The following is a 26,537-nucleotide window of genomic DNA, read 5'->3' as shown; positions in this document are numbered from 1 at the left end:
TCGTTGTTGTCGTCATCGTCATGGCCTTCTTGTCAGTCCAGGCGGAAGCGGCGTTCCGCAAAGGCGTACAGGCGCCGCCAGACCAGCTTGTTCATCACCAGCACGAACACCGACATCACCGCGATGCTGGTGATGATGAGCGGCGTGTTGCCCGACCGGGTGGCCTGCGCAATGAAGGCGCCCAGGCCGTCGGCCTGCAGGGTGGTGGTGCCCCAGGTGGCCAGCTCGGCCACGATGCTCGCGTTCCAGGCGCCGCCCGCGGCCGTGCAGGCCCCGGTCACCCAGAACGGAAAGATGGCCGGCAGGATCAGCGTGCGCCACAGCGCCCAACGGCGCAGGCCGTAGATGCGCGCGGCCTCCTTCAGGTCGTTGGGGATCGCCATGGCCCCCGCGATCACGTTGAACAGGATGTACCACTGCGTGCCCATGGCGATCAGCAGGATGCTGCCCCAGTTCATTGGCATGTGCGTGGCCACGAAGAAGCCCACCACCACCGGGAAGGTCATGTTCACCGGAAACGACGCGCCGATCTGCGCCAGCGGCTGGGCCAGGCGCGCCACGCGCGGCTGCAGCCCGATCCAGACCCCGACGGGCGTCCACACCAGCGTGGCCAGCACCGTCATGGCCAGCACGCGCAGCAGCGTGAGCCCCCCCAGCCCCACGATGTGGACCACCATTGCGGGCGTGACCGCCCCGTGCACCGCCGCGATGGCCGCGAGCAGGCCGCGCAGCACCTCCAGCCCCAGCCACGCCGCGGCAGCCAGGCCCAGGATGCGCAGCGGCCAGCGGCTCGCCGGCCGTGCGGCGGCGCGCGTGGCGCCCCCCTGCGCGGGACGCGGGCGCAGCGCCTGCGCGGCGTCCGCCAGAGGCTGGCCCACGGCGCGGCCCAGCCACTCAAAGACATAGGCGCGGCGCAGCAGGTCGTACACCCACGAGGTGGCGGGCGCGGCGGATTCGGTCAGCTCGATCTTGAACTTGTCGGCCCAGGCCAGCAGCGGGCGCCACACCAGCTGGTCGCTGGCCAGGATGAGCGCCAGCATCGCCAGCACGGCCCACAGCGCCGCCGGCCGGTCGCCCAGCGCGATGGCCTGCGCCATGTACGAGCCCAGGCCGGGCAGCTGGATGTCGCGGTTCATCACGCTGATGGCCTCGCTCTGCGCCACGAAGAACCAGCCGCCGCCAAACGACATCATGGAGTTCCAGATCAGGCTGTGGGCCGACGCAGGCAGCTCCAGCGTGCGAAAGCGCTGCCAGGGGCTGAGCCCGTAGGTGGACGCGGCCTCCTGCATGTCATTCGGAATGGTGACCATGGAGTGGTAGAAGCCGAATGCCATGTTCCACACCTGCCCGGTGAAGATGGCAAAGATGGCCGCGCACTCCACGCCCAGCAGGCTGCCCGGGAACAGCGCCATGAAGCCCGCCACCGTGGCCGACAGAAAGCCCAGCACCGGCACGGACTGCAGCACGTCCAGCGCGGGCAGGATGACGGCGCGGGCGGCATGGCTCTTGGCCGCCACGTAGCCCACGCTGATGGCAAAGCACAGCGAGAAGGCGAACGCGATCCACATGCGCAGCAGCGTGCGGCCGGCGTAGTAGGGAATCTGGCGGGGCGACACGTCCACCGACGGGGCGCGGGCCGCGTCGAAGTGCACGAGCATGCCTTTGCCAAAGTGCAAGGCGCTCCACAGGAGGCCCAGCAGCGCCAGCAGGACGAGCGCGTCCACCCAGCCGAAGCCGCGGGGCGCCTCGCTGGCGCCCAACTGGGGCGCGGTGTGTTTCAGTGCGGGAGGCATGGCGGGCTCTTTGCGGCGTGCAGCGTTGCGGCCGTGAGGCCCTGGCGCACAAAGCGGCGCGCCAGGCACGGGCGGGGGCCAGGAAGTAGGTAGCGGGCGTGCGTGGCGCGGGGCGGGAGGTTCCCGGGGCGCCCTTCACACGGATGGACAACCGGGGCGTACCCCGCGCGGCTCCGAAGTGGTGACGGGCGGATGGTGCACCGCACCATAACCGGCGTCAAGGTGGCCGCTGCAGTCTTGATGAAATCTTGATGCGGGCCGGCCGGCAGGGCGGCCAGGTCAGCGCACCAGCAGCTTGCTCTGGTTGTACACGGGCTGCTCCGGCAGGTCGGCCAGGTGGCGGGTGTCGGCCCATTGCAGGATCTCCACCGCGTCGCCGTCCAGGCGCACGCGGTTCAGGCCGGCGTTGGGGATGTCGCTCTGGCGGGGGCCCTCCAGCCCCGTGCCGCGCGCGGTGCGCCACACCATGTCGAGCACGCCGCCGTGGGTGACCACCATCACCGTGCGGCCGGCGTGCTGCTGGGCGATGCGGCGCAGGGCGTCCATCACGCGGGTGTGGAACTGGCGCGTGGTCTCGCCGCCGGGCATGCCGTAGTCGGCCTCAAAGCGCAGCCAGCGCTCCCACGCATCGGCGTGGTCTGCCTTGATGTCGTCCACGCGCAGGCCGTCCACGATGCCAAAGCTCTGCTCGCGCAGCGCCGGGTCGGTGAGGGTGTCGATGGCCTGCTCGGGAAAGTACACCTGCAGGCTGGGCGTGGCGGTCTCGCGGGTGCGGATGAGGTCGCTGCAGACCAGGTGGTCCACCACGGGCCGCTCGGCGGCCAGGCGTTCGGCCAGGCGGCGGGCCTGCTCATGGCCGGTGGCGTTCAGGGGCACATCCACGTGGCCCTGGAAGCGCAGTTCGCGGTTCCAGTCGGTCTCGCCGTGGCGGATCAGGATGAGTTCGGTCATGCGCGGGACGGGTCGGTGCAGAGAGCGGGGCGGGTCTGCATTATCGAATGCATGCACATTATTGCAAGCAAAATCAGGGCCTAGCGCTTATGCAACAAGCGCAGACAGCTATTATTTTTATAGCAACAAATGGCACCGGCCTGCGGTTACCCGTGCCCCCGCACTACCGCATGGGGACGATGAGCACCTTGCGGCGCGGCTGGCAACCGGGGCCGTCGTAGGCGGCGCTGTCGCGCTCCCAGGCGGAGCCGGGCGAGGTCTGGGCGCACACGCGGGCGCCGTCCAGCGTGCTGCGCCAGTAGTACCACGGCGCCGGGCCGGCGTACGCGGCGGCCGCCACAAGGCACAGGGCACCCACGGCGGGCCAAAGGGAGCAGGAAGCGCTGCGCATCCCCTGCATGCTACGCAGCCGGTGGCGGCGCGATCCCCGAAAAAGCCGGGGCATCGGCCCCCACGATCCACCCCTCCAGCGGGTCCATGGCGGGCGGCAGGCCGTACAGCGCATCGCCATAGTCCGTGTGCCGCTGCTCGGCCCAGGCAGCCTGCAGCAGGCACAGCACGGCGTCCAGGCGGTCGCCGCTGGCGTCATCCGCCAGGGCGTCGCGCTGCGCGTGGCTGAGCTTCAGGCGCAGTCCCAGCCGCGTCTGGCCGGCTTCGAGGGCCGTGATCAGGTCCTTGCGGGCGATGAGGCGGTCGGGCGTCTGCCGGGCGCGGTCGTCGCTCTTGTAGCTGCGCCGGCCCAGCACCTCGCGCGCGAGCAGGCCGGGGTAGGCCTCCAGCGCCACGCGGCGCCGGTCACCTGCATGCGAGCCGGGCAAGTGCACGCCCGCATCCAGCAGCCGCGGCACACCCGCGTGCAGCATGTAGGCCACGGGCGGGTTCACCCATTTCATCGACGGGCTGGAGCCCGCGGGGCCGTCCGTGGCGCGGTGGGCAAACTTGCCGCCCACGGGGCGCGCGTCGCAAAACGCCGCAAACTGGGCGCGGATCTGTTCGCGGCTGAGGCGGCGGTAGTGCTGCAGGCAGCCCAGCCAGTCGGTGGGCCAGCCCAGGGCCTGCACCAGCTCGCGCGGCAGGCCGAACGGCAGGTCGAACCCGCCCACCCAGTCGCCGGGCTGGGCCAGCCACCGGCCCCAGGCGGCCAACGTGTCAAACGTCTGCAGCGCCGCGAGCTGCACGCGCGCGCCCTGGCGCTGGCCCAGAGCCAGCACGATGGGCTTGCGCCGCGTGGGGCTGCTGGAAAAGTCGCAGCCGATGATCAGAGGAGAGGCTTGCTCAGTAACCATTTCAGTTTTACGAAGCGCGACGCGCTGCCAATAGCCTGCGAAACCGGCGCCGCCGCCGCGAGGGCAGCCGCGCAAGGGCCGCCCCGCCGCGCTGGCTGCGTCACCCTGCCCACAGTGCGAAGCACTGTGAGAGCGGGGGGAAGGCGCACAGCGCCTCAGGGGGGTGTCCCTATCCCAACGCCAGGGCCGTGACCCCCGCCGCAATGCACACCGCGCCAAAGATGCGCGCCACGCGGTCACCCTCGCCCAGCAAGTGCCCGCCGATGAGGGCAGCGAACAGCATGGACACCTCGCGCGCGGGTGCCACGTGCGACATGGGCGCCTGCTGCATCGCATACAGCACCAGCACATAGGCCACGGGGCTCACCACCGCCACCAGCAGCGCAAAGCGCCACTGGGCCCGCCACAGCGTGCGGGCGGTGGGCAGGTCGCGCAGCACCACGGGCGCGAGCAGCCCCACGCGCACGAAGTTGCCCATGTAGTCGATGAGGATGGGCGACATCAGCAGCACCTTGACCGCATAGCCGTCCACCACCGTGTAGCTGGCGATGAAGGCGCCGGTCAGCAGGCCGTACAGCATGCCTTTGTGTACCCGCTCGCGCGCTGCGGGGTCGTGTGCGGCACGCAGCAGGCCCGGGCCGCCCGCAATGAGGAACACGCCACCCACCACGCCCGCAATGCCCAATGCGCCCAGGGCCGAGATGCGCTCGCCCAGCAGCGTGATGGCCACCAGCGACGACAACAGCGGCCCCGAGCCCCGCGCCAGCGGATACACCACCGTGAGGTCCGCCACGCGGTAGCCGCGCAGCAGGATCACGTAGTACGCCACATGCAGCAGCCCGCTGGCCACCACAAAGCCCCATTGCACCGCGCCCCACAGCGGCACCGCATCGCGCCCCAGCCACCAGCCCAGCGGCGCCCAGAACAGCATCATGAGAAAGGAGGTGAAGAACGCAAACCGTGCATCGCCTCCGGCCTTCTTGGCGGCGATGTTCCAGCAGGCATGGATCAGGCCGGCGAGGATGATGAGGGCGAAGGCGGTGAGGGTCACGGGCGAGAAAGACGGCTTGAATGCAAAAAGCCGCAACGCCTTAGCGGCTGCGGCTTGGTGTGGCGCAAAAGGGTCTATCGATCGAAGGGCTGAATTTCGCTCAAGGCATCTGCAACTGGCGCGCCCCAAGCCGGAGGCCACCGTGCAAGGGCCGCCCCGCCGCACTGGTGGCGTCCCCCTGCCCGCACCGCGCAGCGGTGCGAGAGCGGGGGGAAGGCGCGCAGCGCCTCAGGGGGGTGATCTCTATGCCCTTCCAATGATAGAGGCCGTCGCCATCAACTCCTCCAGCAGCGCAAACGACACCTTGCCCGACACGGTGTACGGGTCCAGCTCCGGCCGCTCGGAGTACTTGAGCACGATGGAATGGTTGAGCTTGGTCAGGTTGACCTGACCCATGGACCAGCCGCCGAAGCGGCGCTCTTCGATCTCTTCGTAGTGCAGCAGCTCCACATCCTTGTGGCGCTTGTCGCGCTGGATGGCGTTGTACAGCTGGCTGACGGCGGTGCGGCCGCCCTCGATGGCTTGCAAGAAGATGCCGCCGCCGTAGCACAGCACCCCGGTGATGCCGCAGGCCGGGTTGTGCTCGCGTCCTTCGGCGAGGATGGCTTCGATGGCCGACGGCGTGGTGTCCACGGCGCGGCTGACGTAGAGCAGGCGAACGAGCATGGGATCAGGCCTTTCGGGGAATGAGGGAGAGAAACTCGCGGCGCAGCGCCGAATCCTTGAGGAACACGCCGCGCATCACGGAGTTGATCATCTTGCTGTCCATCTCGCGCACGCCGCGCCAGGACATGCAGAAGTGGCTGGCTTCCATCACCACGGCCAGGCCGTCGGGCTGGGTCTTTTCCATGATGAGGTCGGCCAGCTGCACCACGGCCTCTTCCTGGATCTGCGGGCGGCCCATCACCCAGTCCACCAGCCGCGCGTACTTGCTCAGGCCGATCACGTTGGTGTGCTCGTTGGGCATCACGCCGATCCAGATCTTGCCGATGACGGGGCAGAAGTGGTGGCTGCAGGCGCTGCGCACGGTGATGGGGCCCACAATCATGAGCTCGTTGAGGTGCTCGGCGTTGGGAAACTCGGTGATGGCCGGCGGCGTCACGTAGCGGCCCTTGAACACCTCGTTCAGGTACATCTTGGCCACGCGGCGCGCGGTGTTGTGGGTGTTGTGGTCGCCCGCCGTGTCGATCACCATGCTGTCGAGCACGCCCTGCATCTTGGCCTCGACCTCGTCCAGCAGCTTTTCCAGTTCGCCGGGCTGGATGAACTCGGCAATGTTGTCGTTGGCATGGAAGCGCTTGCGGGCGGCGGCAAGGCGCTCGCGGATCTTCACGGAGACGGGCGTGCCTTCGTCTTCCGGCGGGGTGCTGGTCATAGCGGCGGCTTTGGGGCTGGACATGGCTGGAATCGTAACAGCGAATGGCGCACGGCCCGTTTCAAGGGTTTTTTGCCTCTAGCGCTTGCAGGACAAGCGCAGACAGCTACGATATTCATAGCAATACCCACCGGATGCACGAACCCGGCACTGCGCCCGCTACGCCCGCTGCCTCCACGACCGCGCGGCGCCAACGCCAGTGCCACCGTGGAACAGGCTTTGCCGGGCCACCGGTGGCGTCCCCCCTGAGGGGGGAAGCGGCGCAGCCGCTCAGGGGGGGCTCAATAAGTCTTCCCCGTCACCCACAGCGCCAGCCGCATGAGGCCGTAGGCCACGCGGTCCAGCACGCGCTGGCGCAGCGGGCGGCCGGCGTAGCGGGCGGGGTCCATGCGGCGGCCGGCATGCTGCATGGCGTGCACCAGGCGCTGGCGCAGGTCGGTGGCGAAGGCGGCGTCCTCCACCACCACGTTGGCCTCACGCGCCAGCAGCAGGGAGAGCGGGTCCAGGTTGGACGAGCCCACGGTGGCCCAGGGGTGCTCGCCCAGCGCGTCGATCACGGCCACCTTGGCGTGCAGGAAGCTGGGCGCGTACTCGTAGATCTCCACGCCAGCCGCCAGCAGCGCGCCGTACACCGGGCGCGCCGCGTGGTACTGCATGAAGTACTCGTAGCGCCCCTGCAGCAGCAGCCGCACGCGCACGCCGCGGCGCGCAGCCAGGACGAGCGCGCGGCGCAGCTTGCCGCCGGGCATGAAGTAGGCGTTGGCGATGATGACCTCGTGCCGCGCGGCGCCAATGGCACGGCGGTAGGCCTTCTCGATGCGGCTGCGGTGGCGCACGTTGTCGCGCAGCACCAGGGCGGCGCGCATGGTGGGCGGCGCGGCGTCTTCCGCCGCCCGGGCCGCGTGCCGCGCGGCACTGGCCGCCCGCAGCGCCTGCAGGGCCTCGGGCAGGCGGCGCTCGCGCACGCCCTGCACGGCCTGCATGCGCCACCACAGCTGGTCCATGGTCTCGCTGGCCATCGCCACCAGGCTGCCGGTGGCGCGCACGGCAAAGTCAAAGCGCGGCGCATCGAGCGCGCCGTGGTTGGGGTCGTGGAAATCGTCCAGCACATTGATGCCGCCGCAGAACAGCACGCACCCGTCCACCACGCACAGCTTGCGGTGCAGGCGGCGCCAGCGGTGCGGCAGCAGCAGGCCCAACGTGCCCAAGGGCGAATACACGCGGTACTGCACCCCCGCCACCCGCAGCCGCTCGGCCCAGGCCGCAGGCAGCGCGCCGGTACCCACACCGTCCACCACCAACTGCGTGCGCACCCCGCGCTGGGCCGCGCGCATCAGCGCCTGGGCCACGTCGGCGCCAGCGCCGGTGAAGTCGAAGATGTAGGTCTCGAACTGGATGTCCGACAGCGCGGCATCCATGGCCTCGACCAAGGCGGGAAACAGCTCCTGCGCACCCTGCAGCAGACGCACCTGGTGGTCGTCGGCAAAGTCGAAACCACCCCGCAGCGGGACAGACGGCTTTCTTTTCACGCCAGCAACCAGCGGTACACCGCACAGCGCACAGCCCACGAAACTGGCGCGCCCGCTACCTGCGGCCGCCGCGCAAGGGCCGCCCCGCCACGCTGGCGGCGTCCCCCTGGGGGTTGAGGGCCGCGGCTCCAAGCCTGCCTGCGCAGGCTTGGACGTGCCCGAAGAGCCGCTGCCTCTGGCAGCGGCACCGAGGCGCCGAAGGCGACACAGGGGGGCTTCATAGCCTGAACTCGGCGATCAGCGGCAGATGGTCCGACATGCGCCACCAGATGCGCCCCCGCGGCACATGCAGCGACAGCGGCGTGAGCCCGCGCGCATACACGTGGTCCAGCTGCGCCAGCGGCAGCCGCGCGGGGTAGGTGAAGGTGCGCGGCGCGTCGAACTCGTGCATGCCGAAGCCGGCGAGCATGCGCTTGACCTGCAGGCCCCAGTCGTTGAAGTCGCCCGCCACCACGACCGGCGCACCGCCCGGCACCTCGCGCTCGATGAAGCGCTGCAGCTGTGCGATCTGGCGGATGCGGCTGCCCGGGATCAGCCCCAGGTGCACCACGATCACATGCAGCGGGCGGCCGTGGACATCGACCTCCACATGCAGCAGGCCGCGCTGCTCGAAGCGGTGGTCGGACATGTCTTCGTGCTGGTGGCCCAGCACCGGCCAGCGCGACAGCAGTGCGTTGCCGTGCTCGCCGTGCTTGGTGACGGCATTGGTCCGGTAGACGGCCTCGTAGCCTTCGGGCGCCAGAAAGTCGGCCTGGGGCAACTCAGGCCAGCGCTGGAAATACGCCTGCTCGCGGCGGTGCAGCTTGCGCACCTCCTGCAGGCACACGATGTCCGCGTCCAGCTGCTCCACGGCGAGCCCCAGGTTGTGGATCTCCAGCCGCCGCGCGGGCCCGATGCCCTGCACGCCCTTGTGGATGTTGTAGGTGGCCACCCGCAGTATGTCGTCGTGTTCCATGGTCCTAGAAACGGTAGTGGCGGCAAGGGATTCTCTGCACGAATCGTCGCGCCGTGTGCATCTGCGGCCTCGGGCAGTCTGCGGCGTTGCAAATCCTCGCAATAGCTACTGCTATTGCTGCGGCTATTGCTGAGTTTGCGCCTTGCAGCCCCTCCCGATCCGCAGCGCACACTTTCCGCTCGATTCGTGCTGAGCATCCCTCGCGGCTAAATGCCGCATTCCGCAGCAGCCATTGTCTCGCATGCCGCGCCAGCCCAGGGTTTGCCCGGCCGCGGGGGGACGCGGCCGGGGTTTACACTCTGTTGCATCCACTTCCCGGCCGCCAGGCCGGCAGATCCTTGCATGGCTACCGAGAACGGTTCGTCCGCAGCCCCTGCGGTGCTGGCGCTGGTCGTTGACAGCAACGCCACCTCGCGCAGCATTCTCGTGGCCCAGTTGCGCGAATACGGCGTGACGCGCATCGTGCAGTGCAGCCGCGTACAGGACGCGCGCAGCCGGCTGGAACACACCGTGTTCGACTACGTGCTGTGCGAGCAGTATTTCGGCGAGGGCGGCTATTCCGGCCAGACGCTGCTGGACGACCTGCGGCGCGCGCAGCTGCTGCCCTTTTCCACCGTGTTCTTCATGGTCACCACCGAGGCCTCGTACGCCGCCGTGGCGGAGGCTGCGGAGTCCGCCCTGGACGGCTACCTGCTCAAGCCCTTCACCCCCTCCGCGCTGTTCGAGCGGCTGAGCCTGGCGCGGCTGCGCAAGGTGCACCTGAAGCCCATCTTCGATGCCATCGAGGCCGAGGACTTCGAGAGCGCCGCCCGGCTCTGCGTGGAACGCTTCGAAGCGCGCAAGCCCTACTGGCTCTATGCCGCGCGCATCGGCTCGGAGCTGCTGCTGCGGCTGGGCCGGCACGACGAGGCCCGCACCCTGTTCGAGGCCGTGATCGCCGCCCGCGCCCTGCCCTGGGCCAAGCTGGGGGTGGCGCGCGCGCAGATCGAGTCCGGGCAGGCGGCCCGCGCCATCACCACGCTGCAGGAGCTGATCGGCGAGGACGCGTCGTTCGCCGACGCCTACGACGTGCTGGGCCGCGCCCAGGTGGAGCTGGGCAATTTCTCGCAGGCCATCGAAACCTACCGCACCGCCAGCGGCCTCACGCCCGACTCGGTGGTACGGCTGCAGAAGCTGGGAATGATGTCGTACTACATGGGCGACCGCGAGACCGCCACCAAGGTGCTGGCGCGCGCGGCCATCCTGGGCATCGACTCCAAGCTGTTTGACTTCCAGTCGCTGGTGCTGCTCACGTTCTCGTACTTCGCCGACAACGACCGCAAGGGCATCGAACGCTGCATTGCCGATTTCGCCCGCATTCTGGAGCGCCACCACGGCAGCGAGCGCATCCTGCGCTTTGCCGAAGTGGCGCGTGCGCTGCAGCTGATCCAGCAACGCCAGTTCTCGCAGGCGGTGGAGTCGGTGCGCCGGATGGCGCGCGAGATCGACTCCGGGGGCTTTGACTTCGAGGCGGCGTGCAACCTGGGCAGCCTGCTGGCGGTGCTGGCGGTCACCTCCATCGACCTGCCCGAAAGCGAAGGCTGGGTGCGTATGCTGGGCCTGCGCTACGCAAACACCCGCGGCCTGACGGAACTGCTGGCCAACGCCTGCAGCCTGCACGCGCCCTATGGCGACCTGGTGCGGGACTGCCTGCAGCAGATCAACAAGACCGCCGAGATCGCCATGGCCCGCAGTCTGGCCGGCGACCCGGCGGGCGCCGTGCAAAGCCTGCTGCAGCAGTCCGAGCAGACGCTCAACTCCAAGCTGCTCGACCTGTCCCAGCAGATCCTGCTGCGGCACGGCGCGCGCGTTGCCACGGCCGAGCCCTTGCAGCAGGCCGTGGACACGCTGCGCCACCGCGTCGGCAGCGCCCCCGCGCGGGCCATCCTGGGGCAGGAGAGCGAGCGCCGGCCCGGCGGGGTGCTGCTGCGGGTCCGCAAGGCCGCCGACGAGTCCCGGCGCATGCAAGAGGCTCCGCCGCCCGACGCCCTGGAACCCGAGCTGGCAGAGCCCCCCGACCCGGCCGCCGCCCTGCGCCTGCGGCCCGTGTGAACGCGGCCGCGCCACCCGGCGGCTCACGCCGGGGGCGCGGCAAAGCGGGGCAGCAGCAGGCAGGCCTCGGCGTTCGACGCGGAAAAGCAGGCATCCGCCGCAGCCCGCCACGGCAGCCACTGAAAGGCATCGTGCTCCCGCGCGTGCAGCACCACGGGCGTGCCGGCCGGAACGCACAGCCCGAACACCCGCTCGCGGTTGCGCACCACGCCCGGCGCATAGCGGTGCAGCCACTGGGGCCAGATGTCGTACACGTTCTCCAGCGCCCAATCGGTCAGCACGCAACCCGGGGCGCCGGTGTCGATGCCCGTTTCCTCGGCCACTTCACGCCGCGCCGTGGCCTCGAAGGGCTCGTCCGGCGTGTCTTTGCTGCCGGTGACCGATTGCCAGTGCTCGCCGCCGCCCGTGCGGCGGATCAGCAGCACCTCCAGGGCCGGGGTGTGGATGACCACCAGCACCGACTCCGGCAGCTTGTAGCGCTGCCCCTGCGGCATCTCCGCCATGGCGCAGCGCCCCGGTCAGCCCCCGCGCACGCCGGGCGCGGCGGCGCCGGTGGAACGGCTGGTGGTGGGCACCGGGGGCGGCAGCTCCTTGGCCTGCAGGGCGCGCACCTGCACCACCAGCTGGTTGTGTGCGTCCAGGAAGGCGGCGGCAATCACCTTGCCCTCGTTGGTGTTGCTCCACCCGGCCCCGGCGCCTCCACCCAGCTTGCCAAAGACCAGCCCGCCCACGCCCAGGTCGGTGCTGCGGGCGGCGCCGGTGGCAGCGGCCACCTGCTCGGTGGTTTCGTTGTCGGACAGCAGCAGCGCCGTTTGCGCCTCCTTGAACTTGACCTGCTCCACCAGCCCGGCCAGGCCGGCGATGTCGCGCAGCACCGGGATCATGGCGATCAGCCCCGCCAGGTTCCGCCCCGCGTCCTGCTCGCTGAACGTGAGGCTGGGCGTGAGGGTGTACTGCGCCTCATAGCCCTTGCCCTTGGCCACGGTGGAGTTGTTCTTGCGCAGGATGCCGGCCTCTTTCAGCTCCTGCTCCTGCACCGTGCCCCGCAGCCCGGCCGCGCGGTCCACTACGCGAAAGCACCCGCTTTGCTGGGCCAGCAGCTTGACCAGCGGAACCGGCGAAGCCGGCAGCTGGTAGCCGGAGCCCACGGTGTAGCCGTTCGGGTTCTCGGCCAGCGCGAGCGTGGCCACGGGCGCCTCGCAGCGCACCAGTTCCTTGGCAGCGTTCTGCGCGCCCTGCGGGCCGGCGGAGCCGGTGACCACGGAGCCGCCCTGCCCCAGTTCGGTCTTCTTTTCGCCGCAGGCCGCCAGGGCCAACAGCGCCACGGCGCCCACCAGGGCATGCTTCGTCAGGGAGCGCATCGGGAGCATCCTTTCAACGCCAGCACCGGCCGGCCACCCAAAAGAAAAGCGGCGCGGGCCTGGGGCCCGTGCCGCTGGTCGTGCGATGCCGCGAAAACGCAACGCATCTGCCACGGTCGAGAGAAAACCGGGATCAGGCCGTCTTCACGGCGTCCGGGTTGCGCAGGCGGATGTGCAGCTCGCGCAGCTGCTTTTCATCCACGGGCGACGGCGCCTGGGTGAGCAGGTCCTGTGCGCGCTGGGTCTTGGGGAAGGCAATCACGTCGCGGATCGACTCGGCGCCGGTCATCAGCGTGATCAGGCGGTCCAGGCCGAAGGCAAGGCCACCGTGCGGGGGCGCACCGTATTGCAGCGCGTCCAGCAGATAGCCGAACTTGGCCTGCGCATCCTCGGGCGTGATCTTGAGCGCGCTGAACACCTTGCTCTGCACGTCGGCGCGGTGGATACGCACCGAGCCGCCGCCCAGCTCCCAGCCGTTGAGCACCATGTCGTAGGCCTTGGCCAGGCACTTGCCCGGGTCGGTGTCCATGAGGTCCTCGTGGCCGTCCTTGGGGCTGGTGAAGGGGTGGTGCACGGCCGTCCAGCGGTCTTCTTCCTCGTCGTGCTCGAACATCGGGAAGTCCACCACCCACAGCGGTGCCCAGCGGTCCTCGAACAGGCCGTTCTTCTTGCCGAACTCGCTGTGGCCGATCTTCAGGCGCAGGGCGCCGATGGCGTCGTTGACGACCTTTTCCTTGTCGGCGCCGAAGAAGATCAGGTCGCCGTTCTGTGCGCCGGAGAGCTTGAGCACCTGCTCCAGCGCCGCATCGTGGATGTTCTTCACGATGGGCGATTGCAGGCCGTCGCGGCCCTTGGACAGGTCGTTGACGCGGATGTACGCCAGGCCCTTGGCGCCGTAGATCTTCACGAACTCGGTGTAGGCGTCGATCTCGCCCCGGCTGATGCCGCCGTTCTCGGCCGAGCCGCCGGGCACGCGCAGGGCCACCACGCGGCCGCCCTTCATGTTGGCAGCGCCCGAGAAGACCTTGAACTCGACATCCTTCATCACTTCGGTCAGCTCGGTGAATTCAAGCTTCACGCGCAGGTCGGGCTTGTCGGAGCCGAAGCGGTAGGCTGCCTCCTGGTAGGTCATGATGGGGAATTCACCCAAGTCCACGCCCAGCTGGGTCTGGAACACCTCGGTGATCATGCGCTGGAAGATGGCGCGGATCTCTTCCTCGTTCAGGAACGAGGTCTCGCAGTCGATCTGCGTGAACTCGGGCTGGCGGTCGGCACGCAGGTCTTCGTCGCGGAAGCACTTGGTGATCTGGTAGTACCGGTCGTAGCCGGCCACCATCAGCATCTGCTTGTACAGCTGGGGCGATTGCGGCAGCGCGAAGAACTGGCCGTCGTGTACACGGCTCGGCACCAGGTAGTCGCGCGCGCCTTCGGGCGTGCTCTTGCCCAGCATGGGCGTTTCGATGTCGATGAACCCTTCCTGGTCCAGGAAGTTGCGCACCTGGATGGCCGTCTTGTAGCGCAGCATCATGTTGCGCTGCATGTAGGGGCGGCGCAGATCCATCACGCGGTGCGTGAGGCGGGTGGTTTCCGACAGGTTCTCGTCGTCCATCTGGAAGGGGGGCGTGACGGACGGGTTGAGCACGGTCAGCTCGTGGCACAGCACTTCGATCTGGCCGCTCTTGAGCTTGTCGTTGGTGGTGCCGGCGGGGCGGGCGCGCACCACGCCCTGGACCCGCACGCAAAACTCGTTGCGCACGTCTTCGGCGGTCTTGAACATCTCGGCGCGGTCGGGGTCGCACACCACCTGCACATAGCCTTCGCGGTCGCGCAGGTCGATGAAGATCACGCCGCCATGGTCGCGGCGGCGGTTCACCCAGCCGCACAGGGTAACGGTTTGGCCCATCAGGGCTTCGGTCACGAGACCGCAATAGTGGGAGCGCATGGCCATGGCAGAACTTTCACGCCTCGTGGGCGCATCGATAAAAGACAAACAACGGTTACTGGACGGTGGAGGAAGGCGCGCCGACGGCGGTCAGGTCCGGCGGAGCCACCACCCCCATCGACACGATGTACTTGAGAGCCGTGTCGACGCTCATGTCGAGTTCGACACAGTCGCTCTTGCGCACCATGACGAAATAGCCCCCCGTCGGGTTGGGCGTGGTGGGCACGTACACGCTCACGAACTCGTCGCGCAGGTAGGCGGCCACCTCGCCACTGGGCGCGCCCGTCACAAAGGCCACGGTCCAGACGCCCTCGCGGGGCCACTGCACCAGCACCGCCGTGCGAAACGCGTTGCCACTTTCGGAAAACAGCGTGTCCGATACCTGCTTGACGCTGGAATAGATGGAGCGGACCACCGGAATGCGGTGCACCAGCGCGTCGCCCCACTGCACCAGCTTGCGCCCCGCGAAATTGCTGGCAATCGCGCCAACGCACAACAGGATCAGCAGCGTGAGCACCACCCCGAAGCCCGGCACGTGAAAACCCAGCAGCTTGTCCGGGTGCCACGCGCCCGGCAGGATCTGCAGGGTCTGGTCGAGGGTGCTCACGATCCAGTGGAGCACCCACGCCGTAATGACCCCTGGCACGATGACCAGCAGGCCTGTCAACAGCCACTTGCGCAACGCAACCATGTAACGCGGCTCAGCTTGCAGACGGGGTTGTTGCCGGGTTGGCTGCAGTCCCCGCACTGCCGGAAGCGTCCTTCTTGGGGGCGTCGCCGGCGCTCGCCGCCTCGGGCTGCGAGCCGGTCTTGGCTTCGGTGGCGGGAGCAGAACTGCCGCCGCTGCCGCCCCGGAAGTCGGTCACGTACCAGCCGGAACCCTTGAGCTGGAATCCCGCCGCAGTCACCTGCTTGGAAAAGGCTTCAGCGCCGCAGGCGGGGCAGACGGTCAGGGGAGCGTCGGAGATTTTTTGCAGCACATCCTTGGCATGGCCGCAGGAGCCGCATTTGTAGGCGTAAATAGGCATGTCAGCGTGGGAAGGGAAAGTGCAAAACCCTCAATTATAGGCGGCGCCCCTCCCACGGCCTCCCCGGCCGGGCCGAGGTCAGCCCGCGCTGCCTTCGTAGTGGGTGACATGGCCCTTGTGGTCCGGAACCCATTGCGGGGCCAGCGAGCCGCCGAGCATGCCCAGCAACGCGGCCAGCACGCCCGCCAGTTGCTGCGGGAACGCCTCCGACAACATCGGGCTGGCGACGAACAGCAGCCACACGCCCAGGCCCATGGCGACCGCCAGCAAGGCGCCCTGGGTGGTGGCGCGCTTCCAGTACAGGCCGAACACCAGCGGCACGAAGGCGCCCACCAGAGGCACCTGGTAGGCCCCCGAGACCAGCTCATAGATGGAAGTCCCCTGCATGGTGATCGCGTAGGTCAGCACGCAGCCTGTGAAGACCAGCACCGAAATGCGCATGGCCTTGAGCGTCTGCTGGTCGGTCATGCCGGGGCGCAGGTTGTGCAGGATGTTCTCCACAAACGTCGTGGATGGCGCCAGGAGCGTGGCCGATGCGGTGGACATGATGGCCGACAGCAACGCGCCAAAGAACGCCACCTGCAGCACCAGCGGCATGCGCTCCATGACCAGGGTGGGCAGCACCTTTTGCGGATCGTCCTTGAGCAGCGCCTGCGCCGTCTCCGGCATCACCAGCACCGCAGCCGTCACGACAAACATGGGGATGAAGGCGAACAGCAGGTACAGCACGCCGCCGATCACCGGCCCGGTGCGGGCGGTCTCGGGGCTGTTGGACGACATGACGCGCTGGAACACGTCCTGCTGCGGGATGGAGCCCAGCATCATGGTGATGGCCGAAGCGGCAAAAAAGGTCCATTCCTTGGCGCCGCCGGTGGGGAAGAACTGGAATTTGCCTTCGCGGGCGGCAAACGCGATCACCTTGTCGGCCCCGCCGGCCAGATTGGCCGCGAACCAGGCAATGGCCACCAGCCCCACGGCGATGACGATCATCTGCACGAAATCCGTCATCGCCACGGACCACATCCCGCCGTACAGGGTGTAGACCAGCACCACGGCCGTGCCGATGACCATGCCCAGCGTGAGCGGCACGGCGCCCTGCGTGAGCAGATTGAACACCAGGCCAAGCGCCGTGATCTGAGCGGCCACCCAGCCCAGGTAGCTGAACATGATGATCCCCGAGCACACCACTTCGATCACCCGGCCGTAGCGCTGGCGGTAGTAGTCGCCCAGGGTGATGAGGTTCTTCTGGTAGAGCTTGTACGCGAAGAACAGCCCCACCAGCACCAGGCACATGGAAGCGCCAAAGGGGTCTTCCACGACGGACCCCAGGCCGCCATCGACGAAGCGCGCGGACACCCCCAGCACGGTTTCGGAGCCGAACCAGGTGGCAAACGTGGTGGCGATCACCACGGCCAGCGGCAGGCTGCGCCCGGCCACCGCGTAGTCGGCCGTGTTGTGCACGCGCGTCGCGGCATACAGGCCCACCCCAATAGAAACCAGCAGGTACAGAACAATGAATGACAACAGCATGGCGCCGCTCCGAAGCTCCGAGGATGGTTGCGGAAATACACCGCGCAAGCCCCGGTCGTGCCGGGCCTGCGCCTGCGCGGTCCCTGGGGCGGTGAACCCCACGTATCAGGAAACTCGTAACAAAATTCGCAGCGGATTATGAAGGCAACTTCCATGCCTTCCACGCCGGGCAGGCGCCCGGGAGGGTCAAGCGCGAGTGTCCCGAGTTGGAGATTCGTTTTACAAAGAGGCCGAGATCGCCGCCATGCTGCGTTGCAAATCCTCGCGATAGCACCGGCTATCGCTGCGGTTTGCGCCTTGCCTGGCGACGATTTCGGCCTCTTTATTTCGTCAACGAACTTCCAACTCGGGACACTAGAACACCCTGATGCGCAGGAACAACTGCATGGCCAGCAGGCCGAGCACGAAGCCCGCGCCGCCATAGATCAGCGACTGCAGCAGCCGGTTGGTGCGCTTCTGGGCCTCCAGCAGTTCGCGCAGGGCGGACTGCGACTCGGTGTTGGGCCGCTGCTGCAGGTAACCGTACAGCAGCCGCGGCAATTCCGGCACCAGCTTGGCGTAGTGCGGCGCCTCGGCCCGCAGCTCGCGCCACAGGCGCTGCGGCCCCATCTGCTCCAGCATCCACTTCTCGAGGAACGGCTTGGCCGTGCTCCACAGGTCCAGCTCCGGGTCCAGTTCGCGGCCGAGGCCCTCGATGTTGAGCAAGGTCTTTTGCAGCAGCACCAGCTGGGGCTGGATCTCGACATGGAAGCGGCGCGACGTCTGGAACAGCCGCATGAGCACCATGCCCAGGGAGATTTCCTTGAGCGGGCGGTCGAAATACGGCTCGCACACCGCGCGGATGGCCGACTCCAGGTCGTTCACGCGCGTGCCCGGCGGCACCCAGCCGCTTTCAATGTGCAGCTCGGCCACGCGCTTGTAGTCGCGCCGGAAGAACGCCACGAAGTTCTGCGCCAGGTATTCCTTGTCGACCTCCGTGAGCGTGCCCACGATGCCGAAGTCCAGCGAGATATAGCGGCCAAATGTCGCGGGCTCCAGGCTCACCTGGATGTTGCCCGGGTGCATGTCGGCATGGAAGAAGCCGTCGCGGAACACCTGGGTGAAGAAGATCGTCACGCCATCGCGCGCGAGCTGAGGGATGTCGACCCCCGCCTCGCGCAGGCGCTCGATCTGGCTGATGGGCACGCCCGTCATGCGCTGCATCACCATGACTTCGGGGTGGCAGAAGTCCCAGAAGATCTCGGGAATCAGCACCAGGTCCAGGCCCTGCATGTTGCGGCGCAGCTGCGCGGCGTTGGCGGCCTCGCGCACCAGGTCCAGCTCGTCGTGCAGGTAGTTGTCGAACTCGGCCACCACCTCGCGCGGCTTGAGGCGCTTGCCGTCGGCCGACAGGTTTTCCACCCAGCCGGCCATCATGCGCATGAGGCTCAGGTCCTTCTCGATCACCGGCAGCATGCCGGGCCTCAGCACCTTGACGGCGACTTCGCGCTCCTGTCCGTGGCGGTCGCGCAGCGTGGCGAAGTGCACTTGCGCAATGGATGCGCTGGCCACGGGCACGCGGTCAAAGGACGTGAAGACTTCCTCCACCGGCCGGCGGAACGCCCGCTCGATGGTGGCGATGGCGATGTCGGGATCGAACGGGGGCACGCGGTCCTGCAGCCGGGCCAGCTCGTCGGCCATGTCGGGCGGCAGCAGGTCGCGCCGGGTGGACAGCACTTGGCCGAACTTCACGAAGATGGGGCCCAGCTGCTCCAGGGCCTCGCGCAGGCGCTGGCCGCGCGGCGCGTCCAGCTTGCGCCCGACCGACAGCACCCGGGACACGGCCCGCAACCAGGGCTTCTGGAAGCTGTCGAGCAGCAGGCTGTCGAGCCCGTACCGGAACACCACCCACAGGATGGTGCCGCCCCGCAGGAACTGCTTCATGCGCCGGGCCGGTCGGCAGGGTTCGGGGTGGCGCCTGCAGCAGCGGGCGCGGGAACGACGCCCGCAGCGGGCGCCGCCGCCGGGGCGCGGGAGCCGACGAACTGGCGCAAGGCCTGGGCCGCGCGGCGTGCCACCTGCGCCACGGTGTGGGCGGGGGCGTCGCCGATGAGGCGCGCCAGGTCCTCCTCCACATCCCAGCGCACATGGTCGACCAGCCAGTTGATCTCGGCCGCCAGCTGCACGTCGCCCTCGATGCGGATGGCAGGCTTGTCGCCTCGCAGGGCGGTCTGTGCCAGCGCGACGGGCGACGCCTCGGTCACTTCCAGGCGCAGGTCGGGCACAGCGGACTCAGGGGCCAGGTTGAACAGCCCTGCGGGCGTGACCACCAGCGCCATCGAATAGGCCCGCCACTGCACGCGGGCCACGCGGCCCTTCTGGCGCACCAGGCGGTCCATGGCCTCGCGCTCCTGCATCAGCACGTGGTTCAGAAACAGCACGGTGCGCTGCTGAACCTCATGCACCAGCCATTGCGGCGGCTGCGGGCCTGCGGCGACCCGCTCGAAAAGGCCGTCCAGAAACGAAAAAGGGGACTGTGGTGTTGCCATAGTCCCCGATTATCGGGCATCCCCCCGTGGGGAGAGCCTTGTCCCTTCGGCCCCGTGGCACATGCCCGGGGCGCTAGCAGGCGCAGGTCATTGCAGCGCCTGCACCCCCGCGACCAGCCAGCCGCTGCCGCCGTCCTTGGGCTTGGTCATGTTCCAGACCTCGCGGAAGGGGCTGGGGCCCGCCGAGGGTTCCTCGCGGATCATGCCGGAGAACTCGACGCTGGCCATGTAGCCGTCGCCCAGGTCCTCGATGCCCAGCAGCTGCGCATCGATCATGACCACGTCCGTGAGGTTGGGCTGCGCGCCACGGTGGGCCTCGCGCTCGGCCAGCTGGGTGCGGATTTCATCCAGCATGCCGTCCGTCATCATCGACCGCAGCGTGGCCATGTCGGAGCGGTCCCAGGCCGCCTGCAGGGTGATGAAATTCCGCTTGGCGGCCGCCAGGAAGCCTTCCGTGTCGAAGCCCGCGGGAATGCCCCAGTTCTGCGAACCCGAAAGCGCCGATCCGATCACGACACCACTGCCCCCGGCTGCGGGGCGCGGCGCTTCAAACGCCATGCTGCTGCGCTCCCAGGGGCGGGCCGACGCGTCGTTGCCCACGTTGTTGGGGCTGTACTGGGGCGGCACCTGCGCCGCGGCGGGCGACGAGGCCCCCGCTCCCTGCAGGGCAAAGGGCGCACCGCCCGCCACCGGGCTGCCGCCAGCGCTGCGCGATCGCATCACCATGCGGATGATGACGACGGCCGCCAGGGCCAGCAGCGCCACCATGAGGAAGTTGGCAAAGCCCGCGCCCAGGCCCAGCGAGTGCGCGAGCCACGCCAGGCCCAGGCCGGCGGCCAGGCCGCCGAGCATGGCGCCCCAGGGCTTCCGGGCGGGGGTGGCGGCCGCTGGGGCCGCCGCCGGTGCGGCGGGCTTGGCCGCCGCGGCGTTCTGCGCGGGCGCGCCCGGCGTTGCGGGCGGCGGCGTGGCCGACTCGCGCTGCGTCACATTGCTCGACTGCTTGCCCAGCGATTTACCGCCGCCCAGTCGCCGGGCGTCGGCATCCGCGTGGGCGAACGCCAGCATCGCCACCAACACCACAGACCACAGTTTCATCATGAATTCTCCGTCTCCGTCATCATCCGAGCTCGTTGCTCAGCACTTGATTCCAACATGCAAGGCCACGATTCCGCCAGTCATGTTGTGATAGTCCACATGTCCAAAGCCACTTTGCTGCATGAGGCCTTTGAGCTCTTCCTGGCCCGGATGCATGCGGATGGACTCGGCCAGGTAGCGGTAGCTGGCGTCGTCGCCCGCCACCAGCTTGCCCAGGCGCGGAAGCACCTTGAACGAATACCAGTCGTAGGCTTTTTCCAGGGGCTTGGCGACCTTGGAAAACTCCAGCACCAGCAGCCGGCCACCGGGCTTGAGCACGCGGCACATCTCGGCCAGCGCGCGATCCTTGTGCGTCATGTTGCGCAGGCCGAAGGCCACGCTCACCACGTCGAAATGCGCGTCGGGGAACGGCAGCTTCTCCGCGTCGCACACCAGGGTCGGCAGCACCACGCCGGCGTTGATGAGCCGGTCGCGGCCCACGCGCAGCATGGCTTCGTTGATGTCGGTGTGGACCACGCGGCCGGAGGTGCCCACCTTCTTGGCAAAGGCCAGCGCCAGGTCGCCCGTGCCGCCGGCGATGTCCAGCACCTGGCTGCCCTCGCGCAGGTTGGCCACCATCACGGTGTAGGCCTTCCACGCGCGGTGCAGGCCGCCGGACATGAGGTCGTTCATCACGTCGTACTTGTTGGCGACCGAGTCGAAGACGCCGCGCACCTTCTGCGCTTTTTCCTGCTCATCGACCGACTGGAATCCGAAATGGGTGGTGCTCATACAAATCATGCTAGGCGCGCAAGCGCCCGAGGTACAGCGACAACCCCGCACGGGCCTGGGGCATGTATCGCCAGTGGAACAGGGAATATCCGTGATAAATGGCTCTGACGCGCTACAGTACTGCGCCAGAAGCTATTGTTTTAGTAGCAATCCAGCGCCACCGGAGCCGCATCAGCCGCATCCACCACCGTGCCCACCCGAGCGCGCCGGAGGCGGCATGGGCGCGTCGCGGTCGGCGCCGGCGGCGGCCAGGCGCTCGGCGTACCGGGCCCACAGCGCCTCCTGCTGCTCGCCCAGTTCGTACAAGTAGTCCCAGCTGAAGATGCCGCTGTCGTGCCCGTCGGAGAAGGTGGGCTTGACCGCGTAGTTGCCCACTGGCTCCAGGTGGACCAGCGTCACGTCGCGCTTGCCGGTCTGCAGCACCTCCTGCCCGGGGCCGTGGCCCTGTACCTCGGCCGACGGGGAGTACACGCGCATCAGCTCGAACGGAATGCGAAAGCGCGCACCGTCCGAGAACGCGACCTCCAGCACGCGCGAGGTCTCGTGCACCGTGAGCGCCTCGGGGGTGGGGGCGCCTGCTTTCAAACCTGCCATGGCAAAGGTTCCTTGGATCGGGTTGACGAAGAAAAATCGGACAAGTCAGAAGGCCGCACGCCGCCGCCCGGGTCAGGGCGAGAGCGCCGCCAGCCGCTGGCGCAGCGCCTCTTCCAGCGCGGGCAGGCGCGCGCGCACGGCGTCTTCCTGCGCCTGCGGGCCGGGCCGCTGGGCGCTGGCCCACACGGGCGAGGGGAAGTGGCTGTCCCAGGCAAACCGCGCAATCACATGCCAGTGCAGGTGGGGCACCATGTTGCCCAGCGCGGCCATGTTGATCTTGGTGGGCGACAGGTGCTCGCGCAGCGCCTGCTCCACCGCCACCACCGCGTCCATGCAATGGGCACGGTCAGACGCGGCCAGATCCGAGAACTCGGCCACGTGCGCGTTCCACACCACGCGGTAGAACGCGGGGAAGCCGGCCTCGTTGGCGCGGATCACGCGCAGGCGCTCGCCGCGCCAGACCAGCACGCCGCCGTCTTCCACGCACAGCGGGCAACTCATTGGCAAAACCCCATGAAAACACACAGGGCTCGAACCGGGCGCGGCGCCAAGCCAGGGACACCGAGCAAGGGCCGCCCCGCAGCGAGGGTGTCGTCCCCCTCCCGCGCAGCGAGCGAGGGGCTGAGGGCCGCGGCTCCAAGCCTGCCGGCGCAGGCTTGGACGGGCCCGAAGAGCTGTTGCCTCTGGCGACTGCGCCGAGGCGCGAAGCGACTCAGGGGGTGCTTCATTCCTACACCAGTACCCGCTCGATGCCGCCTTGGTTGGCGCGCTGCACGTATTCAGGCATCCAGTTCTCGCCCAGGATCTCGCGCGCCATCTCGATCACGATGTAATCGGCTTCGAGCAGGCCGTTTTGCAAGTCGTCCTGGTAGCGGTTCAGGCCCTGCAGGCAGCTGGGGCAGCTGGTGAGGATCTTCACGTTGTCCTGGGCGGCCACCGCGCCGCTCTGGCGCAGCGTGGCCTCGCCCTTGCGGATTTCCTCTTCCTTGCGGAAGCGCACCTGCGTGGACACGTCCGGCCGGGTCACGCCCAGCGTGCCGGATTCGCCGCAGCAGCGGTCGCTCTTCAAGACCTGCTCGCCCACCAGCGCCTTCACGGTCTTCAGCGAGTCCTGCTGCTTCATGGGGTTGTGGCAGGGCTCGTGGTACAGGTAGGCGCCCTTGCCCTGCAGGGTGATGCCCTTCTCCAGCAGGTATTCGTGGATGTCGATGATGCGGCAGCCGGGGAAGATCTTGTCGAACTGGTAGCCCTGCAGCTGGTCGTAGCAGGTGCCGCAGCTCACCACCACGGTCTTGATGTCCAGGTAGTTGAGCGTGTTGGCCACGCGGTGGAAGAGCACGCGGTTGTCGGTGATCATCTTCTCGGCCTTGTCGAACTGGCCGCTGCCGCGCTGCGGGTAGCCGCAGCACAGATACCCCGGCGGCAGCACCGTCTGCACGCCCGCGTGCCAGAGCATGGCCTGGGTGGCCAGGCCGACCTGCGAGAACAGGCGCTCGGACCCGCAGCCCGGGAAGTAGAACACCGCCTCCGTCTCGGCCGAGGTGGTGGCCGGGTTGCGGATGATGGGCACGTAGTCCTTGTTCTCGATGTCCAGCAGCGCCCGCGCGGTCTTCTTGGGCAGGCCGCCGGGCAGCTTCTTGTTGATGAAGTGGATCACCTGCTCCTTGATGGGCGCGGTGCCCACCGTGGCCGGTGGCTTGGCCGTCTGCTTGCGGCCCACGGTGCGCAGCAGGTCCACGGCCATGCGCTGGGCCTTGAAGCCCACATTGACCATGCCCGAGCGCAGCAGCTTGATGGTGTCGGGGCTGGTGGCGTTGAGCATGGTCATGGCCAGCGCATTGCCCGGGCGGAAGCTCTTCTTGCCCATCTTGCGCAGCAGGTTGCGCATGTTCATGGTCACGTCGCCAAAGTCGATCTTGACCGGGCACGGCGTGTAGCACTTGTGGCAGACGGTGCAGTGGTCGGCCACGTCTTCAAACTCCTGCCAGTGCTTGATGGACACGCCGCGGCGCGTCTGCTCCTCGTACAGGAAGGCCTCGACCAGCAGCGAGGTGGCCAGGATCTTGTTGCGCGGGCTGTACAGCAGGCTGGCGCGCGGCACGTGCGTGGAGCACACGGGCTTGCACTTGCCGCAGCGCAGGCAGTCCTTCACGCTGTCGGCAATCGCGCCGATGTCGCTCTGCTGCATGATCAGCGACTCGTGTCCCATCAGACCAAAGCTGGGGGTGTAGGCATTCGTCAGGTCGGCGTGCAGGACCGCGGAATTGGAAGCATTTTTGGCCTCCAGGGCACTTGCAGCAAGCGCAGGCAGCTCCTGATTTCGTAGCAATTTGCCTTTATTGAAGCGGCCTTCGGGGTCCACCTTGCGCTTGTAGTCGGCAAAGGGCTGCAGCTCGGCGTCGGTCAGGAACTCCAGCTTGGTGATGCCGATGCCGTGTTCGCCCGAGATCACGCCGTCCAGGCCGCGCGCCAGCACCATGATGCGCGCCACCGCTTCGTGGGCGGTCTGCAGCATCTCGTAGTCGTCGCTGTTGACGGGGATGTTGGTGTGCACGTTGCCGTCGCCCGCATGCATGTGGAGGGCCACCCACACGCGGCCCTTGAGCACGCGCTGGTGGATGGCCACGGCCTCGTCCAGGATGGGCTGGAACGCGGCGCCGGAGAAGATGCCTTGCAGCGGCGCCCGCAGCTGGGTCTTCCAGCTGGCGCGCAGGCTGTGGTCCTGCAGTTGCGGGAACAGCGCCTCCACGTTGTCCAGCCAACCTTGCCACAGCGCGCGCACCTCGGCCACCAGGGCAATGGCCTGGGCCACGCGGTCTTCCAGCAGCTCGGCGGCGGGCACGTCGTCGGCCGCGTCCTGCTTGCCCAGCGGCAGGTTGCCGCGGGCAAAGAACTCCGTCAGCGCATCGCACAGCTTGAGCTTGTTGCGCAGGGAGAGTTCGATGTTGATGCGCTCGATGCCGTCGGTGTACTCAGCCATGCGCGGCAGCGGGATCACCACGTCTTCGTTGATCTTGAAGGCGTTGGTGTGGCGGCTGATGGCGGCGGTCTTCTTGCGGTCGGCCCAGAACTTCTTGCGCGCATCGGCACTGATGGCAATGAAGCCCTCGCCGCTGCGGGTGTTGGCCAGGCGCACCACTTCGCTGGTCACGCGGGCCACTTCGTCGGCGTTGTCGCCGGCAATGTCGCCGATCAGCACCATCTTGGGCAGGCCGCCGTTGCCCTTCTTGCTCTTGGTGGCGTAGCCCACGGCCTTCAGGTAGCGGTCGTCCAGGTGTTCCAGCCCGGCCAGCACCACGCCGCTGCGCTTTTGCTCGGCGAACATGTGGTCCTTGATGTCCACGATGCTCGGCACCGCATCCTTGGCATTGCCGAAGAACTCCAGGCACACGGTGCGCGTGTGCTCGGGCATGCGGTGCACCACCCAGCGGGCGCTAGTGATGAGGCCGTCGCAGCCCTCCTTCTGGATGCCCGGCAGGCCGGCCAGGAACTTGTCCGTCACGTCCTTGCCCAGGCCTTCCTTGCGGAAGGTGCGGCCCGGGATCTGCAGGCGCTCGGTGCGCACGGGCGTCTTGCCATCGGCCTCGAAGTACTGCAGCTCGAAGGTGGCCGCCTCCACGTCATGGATCTTGCCCAGGTTGTGGTCCAGGCGCGTCACCTCCAGCCACTGGGCGTCGGGCGTCACCATGCGCCAGCTGGCCAGGTTGTCCAGCGCCGTGCCCCACAGCACGGCCTTCTTGCCGCCCGCGTTCATGGCGATATTGCCGCCAATGCACGAAGCCTCGGCACTGGTCGGGTCCACCGCAAACACAAAGCCTGCGCGCTCGGCCGCGTCGGCCACGCGCTGGGTGACCACGCCGGCTTCGGTCCAGATGGTGCCCACCTCGCGGTCCAGGCCCGGCAGGCGGCGCAGTTCCACCTCGGTCATGGCTTCGAGCTTTTCGGTGTTGATGACCACGCTCTTCCAGGTGAGCGGAATGGCGCCGCCGGTGTAGCCCGTGCCGCCCCCGCGCGGGATGATGGTCAGGCCCAGTTCGATGCAGCCCTTGACCAGGCCGGCCATCTCGGCCTCGGTGTCGGGCGTGAGCACGACGAAGGGGTACTCCACGCGCCAGTCGGTGGCGTCGGTGACGTGCGAGACGCGCGAGAGCCCGTCGAACTTGATGTTGTCCTTGGCCGTCAGGCGCCCCAGCGTCTTGCGGACCTGGCGGCGCAGCTGCGCGGCCTGCTCGAAGGTGGCGTTGAATTCGGCCACCGCACGGCGCGCGGCCACCACCAGCTCGCCCACCAGGCGGTCGCGCTCGGCGTCGTCATCGGGGGTGCGGCGCTTTTCGATCTCGGCCAGGCGGTGGTTCAGCGCATCGACCAGCAGCTTGCGGCGGTCGGGGTTGTCCAGCAGGTCGTCCTGCAGGTAGGGGTTGCGCTGCACCACCCAGATGTCGCCCAGCACTTCGTACAACATGCGGGCGGAGCGGCCCGTGCGGCGCTCCTTGCGCAGCTGGTCCAGCACGTCCCAGGAGGCGGAGCCCAGCAGGCGGATCACGATCTCGCGGTCGGAGAACGAGGTGTAGTTGTACGGAATCTCGCGCAGACGCACAGGCTCGGCAGCCTGCGCCTGCAGGGCAGCCAACGCTATCGGAACATTCATGGGGGATCT

23 protein-coding genes are annotated in these 26,537 nt (G+C 68.3%); 1 reads left to right on the top strand and 22 read right to left on the bottom strand.

From position 1 onward, the window contains the following. Nucleotides 1-32: 32 nt before the first annotated feature. The 9 genes from LWW96_RS17715 to LWW96_RS17675 all read right to left on the bottom strand — a co-directional run bounded on the left by LWW96_RS17715 (nucleotide 33) and on the right by LWW96_RS17675 (nucleotide 8,940). Nucleotides 33-1,793: an ABC transporter permease subunit gene (locus LWW96_RS17715; protein ID WP_291489177.1), complete on the bottom strand. Its 1,761-nt coding sequence runs from the start codon at nucleotides 1,791-1,793 to the stop codon at nucleotides 33-35. Nucleotides 1,794-2,072: 279 nt separating this feature from the next. Continuing rightward, the gene (locus LWW96_RS17710) at nucleotides 2,073-2,744 is read right to left on the bottom strand and encodes a histidine phosphatase family protein (RefSeq protein WP_291489176.1); all 672 of its coding nucleotides are present in this window, start codon (nucleotides 2,742-2,744) and stop codon (nucleotides 2,073-2,075) included. A 163-nt stretch (nucleotides 2,745-2,907) separates the two neighbouring features. Next, a complete protein-coding gene (locus LWW96_RS17705; RefSeq protein WP_291489175.1) occupies nucleotides 2,908-3,135 on the bottom strand; it encodes a hypothetical protein in 228 nt (75 codons plus the stop codon). A gap of 10 nt (nucleotides 3,136-3,145) precedes the next feature. Then, entirely contained in the window at nucleotides 3,146-4,030 is an 885-nt protein-coding gene (locus tag LWW96_RS17700; protein WP_291489174.1) for a DUF429 domain-containing protein, read from the bottom strand. A gap of 169 nt (nucleotides 4,031-4,199) precedes the next feature. Next, entirely contained in the window at nucleotides 4,200-5,081 is an 882-nt protein-coding gene (locus LWW96_RS17695; RefSeq protein ID WP_291489173.1) for a DMT family transporter, read from the bottom strand. A 243-nt stretch (nucleotides 5,082-5,324) separates the two neighbouring features. Then, nucleotides 5,325-5,747, bottom strand: a complete 423-nt coding sequence (locus tag LWW96_RS17690) for a BLUF domain-containing protein (RefSeq protein WP_291489172.1) — start codon at nucleotides 5,745-5,747, stop codon at nucleotides 5,325-5,327. Between the two features lie 4 nt (nucleotides 5,748-5,751). After that, a complete protein-coding gene (gene folE / locus LWW96_RS17685; protein WP_291489171.1) occupies nucleotides 5,752-6,480 on the bottom strand; it encodes a GTP cyclohydrolase I in 729 nt (242 codons plus the stop codon). 257 nt (nucleotides 6,481-6,737) lie between these two features. Beyond that, nucleotides 6,738-7,985: a cardiolipin synthase ClsB gene (gene clsB, locus LWW96_RS17680; protein ID WP_291489170.1), complete on the bottom strand. Its 1,248-nt coding sequence runs from the start codon at nucleotides 7,983-7,985 to the stop codon at nucleotides 6,738-6,740. Nucleotides 7,986-8,202: 217 nt separating this feature from the next. After that, on the bottom strand, nucleotides 8,203-8,940 hold the full coding sequence (locus LWW96_RS17675; protein ID WP_291489169.1) for an endonuclease/exonuclease/phosphatase family protein: 738 nt from the start codon (nucleotides 8,938-8,940) through the stop codon (nucleotides 8,203-8,205). A 342-nt stretch (nucleotides 8,941-9,282) separates the two neighbouring features. Here LWW96_RS17675 and LWW96_RS17670 point away from each other — a divergent pair, with 342 nt between their 5' ends. Continuing rightward, entirely contained in the window at nucleotides 9,283-11,031 is a 1,749-nt protein-coding gene (locus LWW96_RS17670; RefSeq protein WP_291489168.1) for a tetratricopeptide repeat protein, read from the top strand. Nucleotides 11,032-11,054: 23 nt separating this feature from the next. Here the strand turns inward: LWW96_RS17670 and nudB are convergent, their stop codons facing one another. From nudB to LWW96_RS17605, 13 genes are all read right to left on the bottom strand, one after another. Continuing rightward, nucleotides 11,055-11,525 carry a dihydroneopterin triphosphate diphosphatase gene (gene nudB / locus LWW96_RS17665; protein ID WP_291489282.1) on the bottom strand — a complete coding sequence of 157 codons (471 nt, stop codon included), beginning with the start codon at nucleotides 11,523-11,525 and terminating at the stop codon, nucleotides 11,055-11,057. A 24-nt stretch (nucleotides 11,526-11,549) separates the two neighbouring features. Beyond that, entirely contained in the window at nucleotides 11,550-12,392 is an 843-nt protein-coding gene (locus LWW96_RS17660; RefSeq protein ID WP_291489167.1) for a CsgG/HfaB family protein, read from the bottom strand. A gap of 133 nt (nucleotides 12,393-12,525) precedes the next feature. Beyond that, on the bottom strand, nucleotides 12,526-14,340 hold the full coding sequence (aspS, locus tag LWW96_RS17655; RefSeq protein ID WP_291489166.1) for an aspartate--tRNA ligase: 1,815 nt from the start codon (nucleotides 14,338-14,340) through the stop codon (nucleotides 12,526-12,528). A 49-nt stretch (nucleotides 14,341-14,389) separates the two neighbouring features. After that, the gene (locus tag LWW96_RS17650) at nucleotides 14,390-15,025 is read right to left on the bottom strand and encodes a DUF502 domain-containing protein (protein ID WP_291489165.1); all 636 of its coding nucleotides are present in this window, start codon (nucleotides 15,023-15,025) and stop codon (nucleotides 14,390-14,392) included. A gap of 10 nt (nucleotides 15,026-15,035) precedes the next feature. Beyond that, nucleotides 15,036-15,362, bottom strand: a complete 327-nt coding sequence (locus tag LWW96_RS17645) for an FmdB family zinc ribbon protein (RefSeq protein WP_291489164.1) — start codon at nucleotides 15,360-15,362, stop codon at nucleotides 15,036-15,038. 78 nt (nucleotides 15,363-15,440) lie between these two features. Then, nucleotides 15,441-16,892: a sodium:solute symporter family protein gene (locus tag LWW96_RS17640; protein WP_291489163.1), complete on the bottom strand. Its 1,452-nt coding sequence runs from the start codon at nucleotides 16,890-16,892 to the stop codon at nucleotides 15,441-15,443. A gap of 354 nt (nucleotides 16,893-17,246) precedes the next feature. After that, nucleotides 17,247-18,815: a ubiquinone biosynthesis regulatory protein kinase UbiB gene (gene ubiB / locus LWW96_RS17635; protein ID WP_291489162.1), complete on the bottom strand. Its 1,569-nt coding sequence runs from the start codon at nucleotides 18,813-18,815 to the stop codon at nucleotides 17,247-17,249. Further along, entirely contained in the window at nucleotides 18,812-19,420 is a 609-nt protein-coding gene (locus LWW96_RS17630) for a hypothetical protein (protein WP_291489161.1), read from the bottom strand. The genes ubiB and LWW96_RS17630 overlap by 4 nt, the downstream gene beginning before the upstream one ends. Nucleotides 19,421-19,507: 87 nt before the next feature. Further along, the gene (locus LWW96_RS17625; protein ID WP_291489160.1) at nucleotides 19,508-20,518 is read right to left on the bottom strand and encodes a Tim44-like domain-containing protein; all 1,011 of its coding nucleotides are present in this window, start codon (nucleotides 20,516-20,518) and stop codon (nucleotides 19,508-19,510) included. A 36-nt stretch (nucleotides 20,519-20,554) separates the two neighbouring features. Then, a complete protein-coding gene (gene ubiE, locus LWW96_RS17620) occupies nucleotides 20,555-21,286 on the bottom strand; it encodes a bifunctional demethylmenaquinone methyltransferase/2-methoxy-6-polyprenyl-1,4-benzoquinol methylase UbiE (RefSeq protein WP_291489159.1) in 732 nt (243 codons plus the stop codon). A 171-nt stretch (nucleotides 21,287-21,457) separates the two neighbouring features. Next, entirely contained in the window at nucleotides 21,458-21,880 is a 423-nt protein-coding gene (locus LWW96_RS17615) for a DUF971 domain-containing protein (protein ID WP_291489158.1), read from the bottom strand. Between the two features lie 72 nt (nucleotides 21,881-21,952). Beyond that, nucleotides 21,953-22,381, bottom strand: a complete 429-nt coding sequence (locus LWW96_RS17610; protein ID WP_291489157.1) for an HIT family protein — start codon at nucleotides 22,379-22,381, stop codon at nucleotides 21,953-21,955. A gap of 229 nt (nucleotides 22,382-22,610) precedes the next feature. Beyond that, nucleotides 22,611-26,528 carry an FAD/FMN-binding oxidoreductase gene (locus tag LWW96_RS17605; RefSeq protein WP_291489156.1) on the bottom strand — a complete coding sequence of 1,306 codons (3,918 nt, stop codon included), beginning with the start codon at nucleotides 26,526-26,528 and terminating at the stop codon, nucleotides 22,611-22,613. Between the last annotated feature and the right edge of the window lie 9 nt (nucleotides 26,529-26,537).

This window comes from Acidovorax sp. (assembly GCF_021287135.1).
In the GTDB taxonomy this organism is placed as follows: domain Bacteria; phylum Pseudomonadota; class Gammaproteobacteria; order Burkholderiales; family Burkholderiaceae_C; genus Acidovorax.
The sequence above is the reverse complement of the archived record's forward strand: the minus strand, read 5'-3'. Positions and strand labels throughout refer to the sequence as shown.

Coding starts and splice junctions, on each gene's coding strand:
- LWW96_RS17715 (WP_291489177.1), bottom strand. CDS start 1,793: ATGCCTCCCGCACTGAAACACACCGCGCCCCAGTTGGGCGCCAGCGAG.
- LWW96_RS17710 (WP_291489176.1), bottom strand. CDS start 2,744: ATGACCGAACTCATCCTGATCCGCCACGGCGAGACCGACTGGAACCGC.
- LWW96_RS17705 (WP_291489175.1), bottom strand. CDS start 3,135: ATGCGCAGCGCTTCCTGCTCCCTTTGGCCCGCCGTGGGTGCCCTGTGC.
- LWW96_RS17700 (WP_291489174.1), bottom strand. CDS start 4,030: ATGGTTACTGAGCAAGCCTCTCCTCTGATCATCGGCTGCGACTTTTCC.
- LWW96_RS17690 (WP_291489172.1), bottom strand. CDS start 5,747: ATGCTCGTTCGCCTGCTCTACGTCAGCCGCGCCGTGGACACCACGCCG.
- folE (WP_291489171.1), bottom strand. CDS start 6,480: ATGTCCAGCCCCAAAGCCGCCGCTATGACCAGCACCCCGCCGGAAGAC.
- LWW96_RS17675 (WP_291489169.1), bottom strand. CDS start 8,940: ATGGAACACGACGACATACTGCGGGTGGCCACCTACAACATCCACAAG.
- LWW96_RS17670 (WP_291489168.1), top strand. CDS start 9,283: ATGGCTACCGAGAACGGTTCGTCCGCAGCCCCTGCGGTGCTGGCGCTG.
- nudB (WP_291489282.1), bottom strand. CDS start 11,525: ATGCCGCAGGGGCAGCGCTACAAGCTGCCGGAGTCGGTGCTGGTGGTC.
- LWW96_RS17660 (WP_291489167.1), bottom strand. CDS start 12,392: ATGCGCTCCCTGACGAAGCATGCCCTGGTGGGCGCCGTGGCGCTGTTG.
- aspS (WP_291489166.1), bottom strand. CDS start 14,340: ATGGCCATGCGCTCCCACTATTGCGGTCTCGTGACCGAAGCCCTGATG.
- LWW96_RS17650 (WP_291489165.1), bottom strand. CDS start 15,025: ATGGTTGCGTTGCGCAAGTGGCTGTTGACAGGCCTGCTGGTCATCGTG.
- LWW96_RS17645 (WP_291489164.1), bottom strand. CDS start 15,362: ATGCCTATTTACGCCTACAAATGCGGCTCCTGCGGCCATGCCAAGGAT.
- LWW96_RS17640 (WP_291489163.1), bottom strand. CDS start 16,892: ATGCTGTTGTCATTCATTGTTCTGTACCTGCTGGTTTCTATTGGGGTG.
- ubiB (WP_291489162.1), bottom strand. CDS start 18,815: ATGAAGCAGTTCCTGCGGGGCGGCACCATCCTGTGGGTGGTGTTCCGG.
- LWW96_RS17630 (WP_291489161.1), bottom strand. CDS start 19,420: ATGGCAACACCACAGTCCCCTTTTTCGTTTCTGGACGGCCTTTTCGAG.
- LWW96_RS17625 (WP_291489160.1), bottom strand. CDS start 20,518: ATGATGAAACTGTGGTCTGTGGTGTTGGTGGCGATGCTGGCGTTCGCC.
- ubiE (WP_291489159.1), bottom strand. CDS start 21,286: ATGAGCACCACCCATTTCGGATTCCAGTCGGTCGATGAGCAGGAAAAA.
- LWW96_RS17615 (WP_291489158.1), bottom strand. CDS start 21,880: ATGGCAGGTTTGAAAGCAGGCGCCCCCACCCCCGAGGCGCTCACGGTG.
- LWW96_RS17610 (WP_291489157.1), bottom strand. CDS start 22,381: ATGAGTTGCCCGCTGTGCGTGGAAGACGGCGGCGTGCTGGTCTGGCGC.
- LWW96_RS17605 (WP_291489156.1), bottom strand. CDS start 26,528: ATGAATGTTCCGATAGCGTTGGCTGCCCTGCAGGCGCAGGCTGCCGAG.